Here is a 13,693-nt window from a genome sequence, read left to right on the forward strand (position 1 = left end):
AACTGAGCTCTTATAAAGTGGTTCGTTGTTAAAAAAGATTATACCTTTTTAAATAGCAACGAGCCATTAGTACCACCAAAGCCAAATGAGTTACACAGTGAGTAATCTAGTTTTGCATCGCGTGCTGTATGCGCAATGTAATCTAGGTCACAGCCTTCATCTGGGTTATCAAGGTTAATAGTAGGCGACACTTTTTGATCTTTTAACGACAATATCGACACGATTGATTCAACCGAGCCCGCTGCACCCAGTAAGTGACCCATCATCGATTTAGACGAGCCAACCATTACATCTTTTGCTGCATTGCCAAAAATAGATTTAACTGCAGCAGTTTCTGCTTTATCGCCTGCGCTGGTCGATGTACCGTGAGCGTTTATATAACCTACTTGATCTGCATTTACTTGCGCATCTTTTAATGCGTTTTCCATTGCAAGAGCTGCACCGGCACCGTCTTCTGGAGGAGATGTCATGTGGAATGCATCGCCACTCATACCAAAACCAACTAGCTCGGCATAAATGTTTGCGCCACGTGCTTTTGCGTGTTCGTATTCTTCAACAACTACAACACCCGCACCGTCAGAAAGTACAAAACCGTCACGGTCTTTATCCCACGGGCGCGACGCTGCTTGTGGGTCGTCGTTACGTGTTGATAATGCGCGTGCTGCGTTAAAGCCACCCATACCTATAGGTGTACAGGCTTTTTCGGCCCCGCCAGCAACCATTGCGTCGGCATCGCCGTAGGCAATCATACGTGCTGCATGGCCAATGTTATGTAAACCTGTCGTACACGCAGTTACAATTGAAATGTTAGGGCCACGCAGTCCGTACATTATTGATAAATGACCCGAGATCATATTAATAATGGTAGAAGGCACATAAAATGGTGATAACTTACGTGGGCCGCTGTTAAGTAACTTAACGTGGTTTTCTTCAATTAGCGTTAGGCCGCCAATACCAGAACCAACAGCAACACCAATGCGCGTTGCGTTTTCTTCTGTGATTTCTAGGCCTGAATCTTTAAAGGCTTGAACACCCGCTGCTAAACCATATTGGATAAATAAATCCATTTTTTTTGCATCTTTTGGTGGCATATAAGCCGATGCGTCAAAGTCGTTGATTAAACCAGCGAACTTTGTTCCAAATTTTGATGTGTCAAAGTGTGTTATTGTTTGTATACCACTTTTAGCATCTAATAAGCCTTGCCAGGTTGATTGAACATCATTGCCTAGCGGCGTCAACATTCCTAAGCCAGTTACGACGACACGACGTTTAGCCACGGTTTGCCTCCAATAAGGGATATTTATAATTTTATTAAAATTTATACCATTTTAGTTTTTAAATGGTTTTTTTAATCCAATTAGATTCACAAGGGGATTAATACCCAAGCAACCTCAAAGTGCGAGTCTCAAACTTGTTTGACAACACATAACGCAAACAAAATTAATGTTAGTTAAATTTGGGGAGTTAAGGTTTGCTATTTGAATCATGAACTTTGAGGTGGTTTGGATACATAGATTAAAGGCAGCGAATGCTGCCTTTAATATACAATGATTACTCAGCGTGAGCTGTTACGTAATCGATTGCGCTTTGAACTGTAGTGATCTTTTCAGCTTCTTCGTCTGGGATCTCAGTGTCAAACTCTTCTTCTAGAGCCATTACTAGTTCTACAGTATCAAGAGAATCTGCACCTAGGTCATCTACGAAAGAAGACTCGTTTTTAACTTCTTCTTCTTTAACACCTAGTTGTTCAATGATAATTTTTTTTACGCGTTCTTGGATATCGCTCATTCTTCTTTCCTTTATTAAAACGCCAATGCGTTATTTTCAGATTGCGGGGTAGTTTACGCCGCATAATTCTCTGATTCAATGATTTGACCGTAAATAATTCTCTGGTCAAACCTCTGAGTGTGTGTTTTCCATGTTATCGCTTATTTTAATAGCAATTTCAAGTATGTTTAAAGCAAGTTCACAAATAATTCAATGTTTTTTAGTGAATTAAGCCAACTTAATTTTAATCTTTTAAAGGCTATATGGTTATTAAACCATATACATCGCGCCATTTACATGCAAAGTTTCGCCTGATACATACGCAGCCGCGTCAGATGCTAAATAACACACTGCCGCTGCAATTTCGTCAGGTTGGCCTAAACGACCCGCCGGTACATTAGCGAGTGTGGCTGCTTTTTGATCATCGGTTAGCTCGTTGGTCATATCTGTTTGAATAAAACCCGGTGCAATTACGTTTACTGTAATACCACGCGAGGCCACTTCACGTGCGAGCGACTTAGAAAAACCAATTACACCCGCTTTAGCCGCAGCGTAGTTGGCTTGACCTGCGTTACCCATAGTGCCCACAACCGAGCCAATATTAATAATACGGCCGTTCTTTTTCTTCATCATTGGGCGTAAAACAGCCTTTGATAAACGGAAAATAGAGCTTAGGTTGGTGTCGATAATATCGTCCCACTCGGCTTCTTTCATTCGCATAAGTAAATTGTCGCGCGTGATACCTGCGTTATTTACAAGTACGTCAATATCGCCTAAGTCGGCTTTTATTGCCGCCAAAGTTGCCTCAATTGAAGCAGGATCGGTGACGTTTAATGCATAACCTTTACCGTTATCACCTAAATAGTCACTAATTTTAGCCGCACCCGACTCGCTTGTTGCTGTACCCGCTACTTTTGCGCCTTGTGCAACCAGCATAGTTGCAATTGCTTTACCAATACCACGGCTTGCGCCTGTAATTAGGACAACTTTGCCCTCTAAAGAAAATAAGTTAGACATTTTTTTACTCTTATTTAGCTGTATCAATTGAAGCGGCGTCGTTTACTGAGCCACATACCATTGCTTTATCAATTCGTTTTGCCAGGCCTGTTAATACTTTACCTGGGCCAAATTCGTAGCTCTGCGTTACACCTTGCGCCACTAAAGCTTGCACTGTTTCTGTCCAGCGTACTGGACTGTATAATTGGCGTACAAGTGCATCTTTAATCGCGTCAGCTGAACTTTCTGCTTTTACATCTACATTATTGATTACATCACACTTAGGTGTATTAAATGTTAAAGCGGCTAAATCATTCGCCAGTTTTTCTGCTGCAGGTTTCATTAGTTCGCAGTGCGAAGGCACACTAACCGATAACGGTAATGCGCGTTTTGCGCCCGCTTCTTTACAGGCTACTGATGCTCTATCTACCGCCGCTTTATGCCCGGCTATTACAACTTGACCTGGTGAGTTGTAGTTAACAGGCGATACAACCTCGCCTTGCGCCGATGCTGCACACGCCGCTTTAATTTCGTCGTCGCCTAAACCAATAATAGCCGCCATAGATCCCACACCAGCCGGTACGGCTTCTTGCATGTACAAGCCACGATTTTCTACTAATTTAACCGCTTCGCTTAAGCTAATTACATTACTACATACCAGTGCTGAATATTCACCTAAACTGTGTCCTGCCATTACAACATCGGCGTCTGGGTTTTTAGCTAACCAGTCGCGATAAATCGCAACACTTGCGGTTAATAATGCAGGTTGAGTTCGGTGGGTTTCGTTTAGTTTTTCTTCTGGACCGTTAAGAACTAACGCTGCTAAGTCGTATCCCAATGCGGTTGATGCTTCTGCAAACGTTGATTTTACAATGTCAGAGGTTTCTAAAAGCGCTTGTAACATACCTACGCTTTGCGAACCTTGACCTGGGAATAGAAGTGCAATTTTTTGTGCCATACTTTGCTCTTTTTAATTAAACAAATAAATAATGAAATACACGGCACATCAATTTACTGATTGGCCACCGTGTCTTTAGAATGTGTTTTTTCGAAAATAGCGGCTATTTTAGTGGGAAGTTGGCGTTCAACTTCTTTTACCGCTTCATCGATTGCTGCTTGAAATGCTTTAGCTGAGGCATTTCCATGGCTTTTAACGACAATACCGCGCAATCCTACCAGAGAAGCACCGTTATACTGGTCGGGGTTCACCCTTTTATAGAGTTTTTTTATGATTGGGCTTAGCATAAACGCCATACATTTATATAAAAGGTGTTTTTCGAGGGCTTTTGAGAACTTATTCATGATAAGTTTGGCTATGCCTTCACAGGTTTTAAGGGCAACGTTGCCAACGAACCCTTCACATACGATAACGTCGGCCTTGCCTGTAAAAATATCGCTGCCTTCACTGTAGCCAATATAATTTATATGCGGACTTTGCTGCATTAATTGTGCTGCATGTTTTATGTCGTCGTGGCCTTTTATGTCTTCGGCACCAATGTTTAGCAAACTTACCCGTGGGTTATCGCAGCCAAGCGCTTGGCCAGCAACCACTGAGCCCATTAAGCCAAATTGGTAGAGTATTTCGCTATCGCAATGTACGTTGGCGCCTAGGTCGAGCAAATAAACTGGATTTTTACGCTCTGTAGGTACCGATGAAATAAGTGCGGGACGTTTTACACCGGGTAACATTTTTAATACGTAATGCGCCATAAAAAATAATGCGCCAGTATTACCTGAACTTACACAGGCTTGAGCCTCGCCTGATTTAACTAAATCAAGGGCAACGCGCATTGAGGAATCTTTTTTAGAACGAACAGCAACAGCAGGTTCGCAGGCATTGGTGACTATTTCACTACAGTGACGAATTATGAGTCTTGGGTGAGATAAAGAATCGAGGGATTCGAGTTCTTTAGATATAACTTGCTCGTTACCACACAAGAAAAGTGTAAGGTTGGCGTGAGCGTTTACTGCACTAACAGCAGCAGGAATAGATGAACGGGGGCCGTAATCGCCCCCCATCATATCTAACGCTATGGTTAGATTATTCAGCATCAAAGCAATCTCTTAGTTAGAAATTACTTGAACGCCTTTGTAGTAACCGTCAGCAGTTACATGGTGACGACGATGAGTCTCACCTGAAGTTTGGTCAACTGTTAAAGTTGGACCGTTGATCGCATCGTGTGAACGGCGCATGCCGCGTCTTGCACGAGACTTTTTGCTTTTTTGTACAGCCATTAGTCTTCTCCTAAGAATCTTTCTTAAGTTGTTTCAAAATATCAAATGGATTTGGTTTATCATCTTCCGCTTTTAATACACCAAAGCTGGCAGGCTTTGACGAGTAATTGCACGAAGCTTCGTTGTGTGTAGGCACTAATGGCACCGCTAAAATTAGTTCGTCTTCGATTAACTCAAACACGTTAATTTCACCGTTTTCATCAAGCGCTACTTCATCGTAGTCTTCTGGAAGATCATCCGACTCAGCATCCAAACCAACAGGCGAATACATAAAGTCTTGATCCAAATCCAACCCTAAATCATCATTACAACGTTGACAAGTTACAGTAACGTGTGTGGACAAATTGCCGCTAATCACAACTAAACCTTGCTCATCGTTTTTGCACTGAATTTTTACCGCTATTTCACCTACTTCTTCCTGTACAACACCTCGTAAACGAGTCAGTTTTTCAAGCGGTACAATACCATCGTATGATAAACGGTGTTGCGCTGCTTTCCCAGGATGAAGAGTGAAGGGAATTTTTACCTTTTGCATAGGGGCTGCATCATATAGATAGTTAGTTTGTTAGTCAAAGTAAAAAACCATTTTTACTAGGTTTTTCACGTGTTTTACTCACGGATCTGATTTATCCTAACTCAATCTGATTTATCTTAGGAAAACCATTTATGAAGCACCCGCTTATTTTAGCCTCAAGCTCGCCTTTTAGGCAGTCTTTATTACAAAAATTTAATTTACCGTTTGAAACCTTTTCGCCAGACGTTGACGAATCAGCCCTTGATAACGAAAAACCCAATGACCTAGTTAAGCGCTTAAGTGAACTTAAAGCTGCTGAAGCAATTAAACACTTTAACAATGGTTTAGTTATTGGCTCTGATCAAGTGGCTGTGTTTAATAATCAAATATTAGGTAAACCGCATAATAAAGAAAACGCTGTAAAACAATTAAGCTTATTTAGTGGACAAACCGTAACTTTTTTAACGGGATTATGTGTTTTTGATATTCAAAGTGGGCAAAGCGAAAGTGTTGTTGAGCCATTTAATGTGACTTTTAAAACACTAACAACAGCACAAATTAGCGCATACTGCGATGCAGAACAGCCTTATAACTGTGCGGGTAGCTTTAAAAGTGAAGGACTCGGCATTTGTTTATTTGAAAAACTAAGCGGTGACGATCCTAATAGTTTAATTGGTTTACCACTCATTAAACTCAGCCAATTATTAGCTGAGTTTAATGTTGATGTATTGAGCCTACAAACCAACTAACGCTTGCTTTAAGTGTTAGCCTATTAAAACCTGTTGCAACTGTTGATAGCTATCGACTGTTGTAATTGGGTCATACTCACTTAATTGCTGTGCATTGTGTACACCCATAGTAACGCCTATTCGATCCATGTTTGCTGCCCTACCCATTGCCATATCAATTTGTGTATCACCTATCATTACAGCTTCATTGGCATTTACGCCAAGCTCCGCTAATAATTGATAAAGCATATCGGGTGAGGGTTTAGACTGTGCGTCGTCACTTGTGCGGGTTGCACTAAAAAAATGCCTCAGCTGGCTTTGATCTAATAAGCGTTCTAAACCGTCTCTTCCTTTACCAGTTGCAATAGCAAGTACTGACCCGTTTTGTTTAAGGGCATTGAGAACGTTTGCTACATCATCAAATACAGGTGTAGGTGTTGGGTCAACTTTATAATGTGCCTTGTATGCATTAATTAGTGCGGTTTGCTTTGTTGGGTAACTGGGGAATAGCACCTCCATTGCCTTTTCAAGCGACAGCCCAATAATATTTTTTATTGCGGTGTCGCTTGGCGGTGCAATATTTAAAGATTGTGCACTGCATTTAATACAGTTAACTATTTTGCCAATTGAGTCCATGATGGTGCCGTCCCAATCAAAAATAACTAATTTGTATTGATTATTAGCCATACATTAAGACTCTTTAGCTGCGCGTAACTTTAATAAGCAATTGCTAAGAGCTTTATCAAGGGGGGCTTCTACACGCATAGTGGTTTCGTTTTTAGGGTGATAAAAACTTAAATCGTGGGCGTGTAAAAATAAGCGATTTAAACCTACTTTGCGCATTCCTGCATCAAACGCTTGGTCACCGTATTTATCGTCGCATGCAATTGGGTGCCCTTTGCACTGAGTGTGTACACGAATTTGATGTGTTCGCCCTGTTACTGGCGACGCTTGTACAAGTGAACATTCGTTAAAACGCTCTAGTACTTTAAAACGAGTATGCGACGGTTTGCCTTCAACGTTGTCAACACGTACAACGCGCTCGCCCGATTTAAGTGTATTTTTGCGCAGGCCTTCGGTCACGTTTTTAGTTTTACCATCCCACTGCCCGTCAACTAACGCCCAGTAGTTTTTTTCCATGGTTTTTTCACGAAGTTGCTCGTGTAACGATGTTAAAACAGAGCGACGCTTTGAAATAAGTAAACACCCCGATGTATCGCGGTCAAGCCTGTGCACTAGCTCAAGGTTACGCTCTTGTGGGCGAAGTACGCGTAGCGCTTCTATTAGGCCATAACTTAAACCACTGCCGCCATGAACTGCCATGCCCGACGGTTTATTTATAACAATAAGGTATTTGTCTTCAAATAAAATATCGTCTTCAAGGCGCGTTACTTTATCTAGTTTTGAAGGCACAAACTCTTCGCGCTCTGCCACTTTTATAGGTGGGATACGAATAACGTCGTCTAACTGTAATTTATACACTGGCTTAATGCGTTTTTTATTTACACGCACCTCGCCTTTTCTAAGAATTTTGTAGATTGCGCTTTTAGGCACCCCTTTTAAATGGGTAATAAGAAAGTTATCAATTCGCTGACCTAAATGGTCTTCGTTGATTGTGACAAAAGATACTTGTAAGCCGGTTTTTTCTGACATTGCCTAATCACTGATTTAAGTAAAATAATTTAGTTGCTAACACTGTTATAATAGTGGGATAATCAGCAGCGCAAATATTTAGTATTTGCAAATAACAACGGTGCTTTTTAACTTAACACATTAAAACATTCGTGATGCACATTCTGGGTAGCCGATCATACAGATCCGAGTTAAGTTTTCCAAAGCTTTTATACATACCTAGTAAACACGTGCGGTCAACTAACAGCAATGCGCGTAATATATTGCAGGTTAAGTTTGAACATGAAGTGGTTTTTAATGCGATTGAAAAAGCAATGAACAGATAATTTGTCTGATAGTGACGGCGTAAAAAGCGCCGTTCAGCAATTGCTCAATTATTGTAGTACCGTAAAGCAGCTTATTTAGAACTAAAAAAATCTAATAAATAAGTATTCATTAACATCGGCAGCGAATTTTGCTCTTAAACCAGGATTTAGCGATACATCACACTGTATTGCTCACCCACTTAATGAGCCCTACGCGCCTAATATGAATGACATTTAGTAAGATTGATATGACAGGCCGACTTCTGGGTAAAACTTGTAGACGTAGCTGAAAAGCCGACAGTTTTAACACCATTAAGAATTTAATAGCGTTTAGTACGCTATTGTTTGCCAGCATTTAAAAAATACTGCTTACGAAAATACAGAGCCGTTCCGTTAAAGACCCAGTCGTGAGGCTGCACATTCTAAAAATAGGAACAACTGAACAGGCGAGAAAACATCGTCATGTCAGCGACATAATTTAATAGAGTAACAATATGAAACGTATGCTAATCAATGCAACGCAGCAAGAAGAAATGCGCGTAGCACTGGTTGATGGCCAGCGCCTATATGATTTAGATATAGAAAGCCCAGGTCACGAACAGAAAAAAGCCAATATTTATAAAGGCAAAATCACACGTATTGAACCATCTTTAGAAGCAGCATTTGTTGATTACGGTGCTGATCGTCATGGTTTCCTTCCTTTAAAAGAAATTGCCCGCACTTACTTCCCTGCTGGTTACACCTTTAATGGTCGTCCGAATATTCGTGACGTGATCAAAGAAGGCCAAGAAGTAATAATTCAGGTTGATAAAGAAGAACGTGGCCAAAAAGGCGCAGCGTTAACTACTTTTATTAGTGTTGCTGGTAGTTACTTGGTACTTATGCCTAACAACCCTCGTGCTGGCGGTATTTCTCGCCGTATTGAAGGTGATGAGCGTACCGAACTTAAAGAAGCACTCAGCCGTTTAGAACTCCCTAAAGGTATGGGCTTAATTGTGCGTACTGCGGGTGTTGGTAAATCGTTTGAAGAACTAAATTACGATTTAAAAGCGTTATTAGTTCACTGGGAAGCTATTAGACAAGCTGCCGACAGTGCTAAAGCGCCATTTTTGATTCACCAAGAAAGCAACGTAATTTTCCGTGCGATTCGTGATTATTTACGTCGTGATATTGGCGAAATTTTAATTGATAAGCCACGTGTTTTTGAAGAAGCTAAAGCGCACATTGAGCGTTTTCGTCCTGACTTTATGAGCCGCGTTAAGCTTTATCAAGGTGACACACCGTTATTTACGCATTACCAAATTGAAAGCCAAATTGAGTCTGCGTTCCAACGTGAAGTACGTTTACCATCAGGCGGCTCAATTGTTATTGACCCTACTGAAGCACTTACGTCTATCGATATCAACTCGTCTAAAGCAACAAAAGGCGGCGATATTGAAGAAACAGCACTGAATACTAACCTTGAAGCAGCTGACGAAATTGCACGCCAATTACGTTTACGCGATTTAGGTGGTTTGATTGTTATAGATTTCATCGATATGACACCGCCACGCCATCAACGTGAAGTAGAAAACCGCTTAAAAGACGCTGCGCGCCCAGATCGTGCTCGTGTACAAATTGGTAAAATTTCTCGCTTTGGTTTACTTGAAATGTCGCGTCAGCGTCTTCGCCCTTCACTAGGTGAAGCTAGCCAAGGTGTATGTCCCCGTTGTAGTGGCCAAGGTACAGTTCGCTCTAATGAGTCGATTGCGCTGTCTATCCTTCGTTTAATTGAAGAAGAAGCAATTAAAGACAACACTTCTCAAGTAAATGCACAAGTACCTGTCGCCGTGGCTGCTTACTTGTTAAATGAACAACGTCGAAGTGTTCATCGTATTGAAAAGCATCATAACTGTGATGTAGTGATTATTCCTAATCAACACATGGAAACACCACACTACGAAGTAATGCGCTTGCGTAAAGACGAAACACTTGAAACCGTAAGTTACGAGCAAGTTGTTGCACCTGAGCCAGAAGCCTTTGAAATGTCGAAGTCGCCTTCTGCACCTGTTCGTGAAGAGCCTATGCTTAAGGGTGTTGTTATGCCTTCAAGCCCTGCTCCACAAGCAGCGCCGACTCCAGCAGCTATGCCTGCAGCGGTAGCCGCTAAAGAAGAAGCGGGTTTATTTACTGCAATTGCTAACTGGTTTAAATCTATTTTTGCTAGCGAAACACCAGAGCAGAAAAAAGAAGCCGCTGAAAAGCAGCAAGAAAAAGATCGCAATAATAAGCGCCGTGGAAACGATAATCGCCGTCGTAATAACAATCAACGTCGTCGTAATAACCCACGCTCTAAACAGCGCACAGACCGCAATACTGATGAAGTAGAAACAAAAACTAATTCACCGGTAGCAAACGAGAACCAAGAGAAGAACGAAAACCGCAACAAGCGTCGTCGTAATTCTAACTCTCGTAAGCGCCCTGAGCACAAAGCTGATAAAGATCAAACTAAAGCGGCAGATGCGCCTGCAAAAGCAAATGATGATACCAATGTAGCGGAAGCACCTAAAGAGCAAAAGCCTAAGGTTCGTCGTCAACGTCGTAACGTTCGTAAGAAAGTACGTATTCAGGACGAAAACGCTGAGCAACTACAAGCAACTGAACAAACTCCTGTTGAAACAGCTGCAGTAGAAGAAAAGCCGCAAGTTCAAGCAAAGCCTGAAGTTCAAGAAAAGCCAGTAGCCGCTGAAAAGCCTGCACCGGTAAAAGAAGAAAAAGTTGAGACTGTTGAGTCGAAAGATAAAACTGTAGAAACTGAAGAAGAACAAACACGTACACGTTCACGTCGTTCTCCTCGCCATCTTCGTGCATCGGGTCAGCGTCGTCGTCGCCCTGAAGGCGAAAATGCTGAAAGTAAATCAGATGAAGCGCCTGCTTTTGTGCCAGTTGCTGACCAAGCTGCTGCAGAGTACGAAGCAGAACTTAAGGCAAAATCGGAAGAAACGGCTGTTGACGCTTCTGAACAGGTTGAACAAGCCGTTGCTGTTGAAGATTTAGCTAAGGTTGAAGTGGCTCAAGAGCAAGTAAAAACTGAAGACCCAGTGCAAGCTGAAGAACCAGTTAAAACTGAAGAGCCAGTTAAAGCTGAAGAACCAGTTAAAGCTGAAGAGCCAGTGCAAACTGAAGAACCAGTTAAAGCTGAAGAACCAGTGCAAGCTGAAGAACCAGTTAAAGCTGAAGAGCCAGTGCAAGCTGAAGAACCAGTGCAAGCTGAAGAACCAGTTAAAGCTGAAGAGCCAGTGCAAGCTGAAGAGCCAGTGCAAGCTGAAGAACCAGTTAAAACTGAAGAACCAGCTTTAGAAGCTGAAGTGGTTCCGGTTGAGACTACAGAGACGCCTGTAGAAGCTAAAGCAGCGCCAGTAGTTGAAGAAGCGACTGAAACAACTTTAAATTTTAAAACAGTGATCACTAAAGGACACGCAAGTGCGCCAATGGCACAACCTGCTCCTGCAGCAGATAGTGAAGTAAAACATGTACCAGTGGCTATGGCTCACGATAAACGTGAACTTATCCCTGATAGTGGTTTACGCCCAGGCTCAATTAAACCTGCTGGTCGTGCAAGTTCTGCAATGACAAAAACATTAAGCGCTGATTAGTAAATAACGCTTAATTTAAAAGCCCCGCTATTTTAAATAGCGGGGCTTTTTTGTTTTAAATGGGTGATGCTTTTACTTAGCACAAAATACAGTAACAAGAAGCTGCGCTTCTAACGTGAGCAAGCTCTACGTCTACAAGTAAATATTAAACAGTGGCATAGCACGTTTAAACGGAGTACTCACTGACTTTTGAACACCGGGTTTTTATCCTGAAAACAAATATTCACAAAGAGGTTAAGAAACGCTCCGCTTTAGAGAAGTGATTAAAACAATTAACTTATAAAATACAGTATTGGTTTTGTCTTCTCATTTACTCCTCATTCGCTTCTCCTTGTGCAATCACGTTTAGTAAATTTTTCACAAAGAGGTTATGAGACGCTGCGCTTTTAGAGAAGTGAAAATGCGGCTAAATTTGTTTGTCTGCTCATTTGCTCCTCTTTCTCTTCTCTTTGTGCCATTTGAATCTTTAATTTAATAAAGGTGCGAAAAATTAGCAGCTAGCTTTAAATTAACTAGTGGCGTAAAAGGCAAAAAAAAGCGCGATATAAATATCACGCTTTTAATCGGTTTGTTAACTCAGTACAGGGCTTATTAGCCTTCACTTTCCATAAAGCGTTGCAGTTGGTCTTTAAGGTTTGGCGGAATACCTTTAATCACCAACGTGTCTGTTGCTTCGTTGTATGTAACACGCTCACCTAAATGCTTGCGCTCAAAGCTTACACTCACACCGCCGCCTAAGCCTGAAAATTTAACCATACTGGTCACGGTTTTTTTATCGACTGGGAACGTTTCTTCTAAATCGTAACTTTGGTCCTTGCAAAAGCTGTCAAACGGACTGTCATCGCCTTTTGAAATAGCCGCTGATAGTTCGGTTACGCTTGCTTCTTCACCGGTCGTTACACAATCGTTACAGTAATCAAAAACCTGCTTACGCAAATCGTCTTTTTCTGATTTATCAAACTGCTGCTCAGATAGATAATCTTCTACTGCATTTAGCATAACTTGGCTTTGTTGTTTAGGATCAACACCTTCTTCACAGCCTAAAAAGTCTAAGAAAAAGTCAGCAACTTTTCGCCCTGCTCTGCCTTTAATAAACGAAATATAACGATTGTCCTCAGGTTGTGTATCCCAAGCGGTTAAATCTATACGTGCTGCTAATTGCATACGAGAAATATCAAGATGACGCGATGCTGCTAAATCAAGCTCAGAGGTCATTGAGTAATGCTCTTTAATATTAATCATTGCAATTAACATGTAGTCCGTAGCCACGTACTGGTAATGACAAAATACCAAATAGCCTGTTTCGTTAAATGCGTATTTATCTAGCTCTTCTTTTAATACGGTAGATGCTTGCTCAGTTAAATGCCAAAAGCCCAGCTCGTTATTGCGGTAACTTTGCATAGATGACGCAACAATACTGTTTTTCTCACCACTGAAGGCACAGTAACCTTTACCTGGCTTACCCGTGAATGCATGGTGTAATTGTTCGATAAAAACAGCGACTTTATCATTAATGATCATTTCGTCGTTGCGAAGGTGAATTTGCGTATCGTCATCTTTTTTGTCTACATAATGAACGACTAATTTTTTAACGTCTGTTGTCATCTTTGTTTTTCACGCCTCAAGTGTTAAAATACGGGAATATAACTATTTTATTGAACCAACTGATGCCAATCTTATCAAAATACTCTAATGAAGAAGTAGAACAAATCGTCGACCAGCTTATTGATGTGCTAACTCAACACAAAGCACCGGTTGATTTAAGTCTTATGTGTTTAGGAAATTCTATCACGCATATCCTAAAAGAGCATGTACCAACAGGGAAAAGACAAGCTGTAACTGAGAACTTTGCAAAAGCACTTTCACAGTCGGTTAAATAAA

General features: G+C 41.3%; 13 protein-coding genes. 3 read left to right on the forward strand and 10 right to left on the reverse strand.

The genetic code is table 11. The features are described 5' to 3' along the window. Positions 1-38 precede the first annotated feature (38 nt). The 7 genes from fabF to yceD all read right to left on the reverse strand — a co-directional run bounded on the left by fabF (position 39) and on the right by yceD (position 5,533). Positions 39-1,277, reverse strand: a complete 1,239-nt coding sequence (fabF, locus tag ACFI34_RS01385) for a beta-ketoacyl-ACP synthase II (protein ID WP_138741242.1) — start codon at positions 1,275-1,277, stop codon at positions 39-41. Between the two features lie 274 nt (positions 1,278-1,551). Further along, on the reverse strand, positions 1,552-1,788 hold the full coding sequence (acpP, locus tag ACFI34_RS01390) for an acyl carrier protein (RefSeq protein WP_006792304.1): 237 nt from the start codon (positions 1,786-1,788) through the stop codon (positions 1,552-1,554). Positions 1,789-2,037: 249 nt separating this feature from the next. After that, entirely contained in the window at positions 2,038-2,784 is a 747-nt protein-coding gene (gene fabG, locus ACFI34_RS01395) for a 3-oxoacyl-ACP reductase FabG (RefSeq protein WP_462672131.1), read from the reverse strand. Between the two features lie 10 nt (positions 2,785-2,794). Next, a complete protein-coding gene (gene fabD / locus ACFI34_RS01400; protein WP_010557312.1) occupies positions 2,795-3,721 on the reverse strand; it encodes an ACP S-malonyltransferase in 927 nt (308 codons plus the stop codon). A gap of 53 nt (positions 3,722-3,774) precedes the next feature. Continuing rightward, positions 3,775-4,815 (reverse strand): phosphate acyltransferase PlsX, encoded by a 1,041-nt coding sequence (gene plsX, locus ACFI34_RS01405; protein WP_462672132.1) that lies wholly within the window; start codon positions 4,813-4,815, stop codon positions 3,775-3,777. A gap of 12 nt (positions 4,816-4,827) precedes the next feature. Next, entirely contained in the window at positions 4,828-4,998 is a 171-nt protein-coding gene (gene rpmF, locus ACFI34_RS01410) for a 50S ribosomal protein L32 (protein WP_004587686.1), read from the reverse strand. A gap of 10 nt (positions 4,999-5,008) precedes the next feature. After that, on the reverse strand, positions 5,009-5,533 hold the full coding sequence (yceD, locus tag ACFI34_RS01415) for a 23S rRNA accumulation protein YceD (RefSeq protein ID WP_006792308.1): 525 nt from the start codon (positions 5,531-5,533) through the stop codon (positions 5,009-5,011). Positions 5,534-5,664: 131 nt separating this feature from the next. Here yceD and ACFI34_RS01420 point away from each other — a divergent pair, with 131 nt between their 5' ends. After that, positions 5,665-6,261, forward strand: a complete 597-nt coding sequence (locus ACFI34_RS01420; protein ID WP_462672133.1) for a Maf family protein — start codon at positions 5,665-5,667, stop codon at positions 6,259-6,261. 15 nt (positions 6,262-6,276) lie between these two features. Here the strand turns inward: ACFI34_RS01420 and ACFI34_RS01425 are convergent, their stop codons facing one another. Beyond that, positions 6,277-6,927 carry an HAD-IA family hydrolase gene (locus ACFI34_RS01425; protein WP_462672134.1) on the reverse strand — a complete coding sequence of 217 codons (651 nt, stop codon included), beginning with the start codon at positions 6,925-6,927 and terminating at the stop codon, positions 6,277-6,279. 3 nt (positions 6,928-6,930) lie between these two features. Beyond that, the gene (gene rluC, locus ACFI34_RS01430; protein WP_462672135.1) at positions 6,931-7,893 is read right to left on the reverse strand and encodes a 23S rRNA pseudouridine(955/2504/2580) synthase RluC; all 963 of its coding nucleotides are present in this window, start codon (positions 7,891-7,893) and stop codon (positions 6,931-6,933) included. Between the two features lie 778 nt (positions 7,894-8,671). Between rluC and rne the strand changes: the two genes are divergently transcribed. Further along, complete coding sequence (gene rne / locus ACFI34_RS01435) at positions 8,672-11,812, forward strand: ribonuclease E (protein ID WP_462672136.1); 3,141 nt, start codon at positions 8,672-8,674, stop codon at positions 11,810-11,812. A gap of 591 nt (positions 11,813-12,403) precedes the next feature. On the opposite strand, the gene yejK is transcribed toward rne, so the two are convergent. Further along, a complete protein-coding gene (gene yejK / locus ACFI34_RS01440) occupies positions 12,404-13,417 on the reverse strand; it encodes a nucleoid-associated protein YejK (protein WP_375278083.1) in 1,014 nt (337 codons plus the stop codon). 62 nt (positions 13,418-13,479) lie between these two features. Here yejK and ACFI34_RS01445 point away from each other — a divergent pair, with 62 nt between their 5' ends. After that, positions 13,480-13,692 carry a YejL family protein gene (locus ACFI34_RS01445; RefSeq protein ID WP_006794656.1) on the forward strand — a complete coding sequence of 71 codons (213 nt, stop codon included), beginning with the start codon at positions 13,480-13,482 and terminating at the stop codon, positions 13,690-13,692. Position 13,693 lies beyond the last annotated feature (1 nt).

The organism is Pseudoalteromonas sp. PSi26, from assembly GCF_054960575.1.

Bases quoted from the DNA above. Each gene is read 5' to 3' on its own strand.
- rluC (WP_462672135.1), bottom strand. From the start codon at position 7,893: ATGTCAGAAAAAACCGGCTTACAAGTATCTTTTGTCACAATCAACGAA.
- fabG (WP_462672131.1), bottom strand. From the start codon at position 2,784: ATGTCTAACTTATTTTCTTTAGAGGGCAAAGTTGTCCTAATTACAGGC.
- yejK (WP_375278083.1), bottom strand. From the start codon at position 13,417: ATGACAACAGACGTTAAAAAATTAGTCGTTCATTATGTAGACAAAAAA.
- ACFI34_RS01425 (WP_462672134.1), bottom strand. From the start codon at position 6,927: ATGGCTAATAATCAATACAAATTAGTTATTTTTGATTGGGACGGCACC.
- ACFI34_RS01445 (WP_006794656.1), top strand. From the start codon at position 13,480: ATGCCAATCTTATCAAAATACTCTAATGAAGAAGTAGAACAAATCGTC.
- rpmF (WP_004587686.1), bottom strand. From the start codon at position 4,998: ATGGCTGTACAAAAAAGCAAAAAGTCTCGTGCAAGACGCGGCATGCGC.
- yceD (WP_006792308.1), bottom strand. From the start codon at position 5,533: ATGCAAAAGGTAAAAATTCCCTTCACTCTTCATCCTGGGAAAGCAGCG.
- ACFI34_RS01420 (WP_462672133.1), top strand. From the start codon at position 5,665: ATGAAGCACCCGCTTATTTTAGCCTCAAGCTCGCCTTTTAGGCAGTCT.
- fabD (WP_010557312.1), bottom strand. From the start codon at position 3,721: ATGGCACAAAAAATTGCACTTCTATTCCCAGGTCAAGGTTCGCAAAGC.
- rne (WP_462672136.1), top strand. From the start codon at position 8,672: ATGAAACGTATGCTAATCAATGCAACGCAGCAAGAAGAAATGCGCGTA.
- acpP (WP_006792304.1), bottom strand. From the start codon at position 1,788: ATGAGCGATATCCAAGAACGCGTAAAAAAAATTATCATTGAACAACTA.
- plsX (WP_462672132.1), bottom strand. From the start codon at position 4,815: ATGCTGAATAATCTAACCATAGCGTTAGATATGATGGGGGGCGATTAC.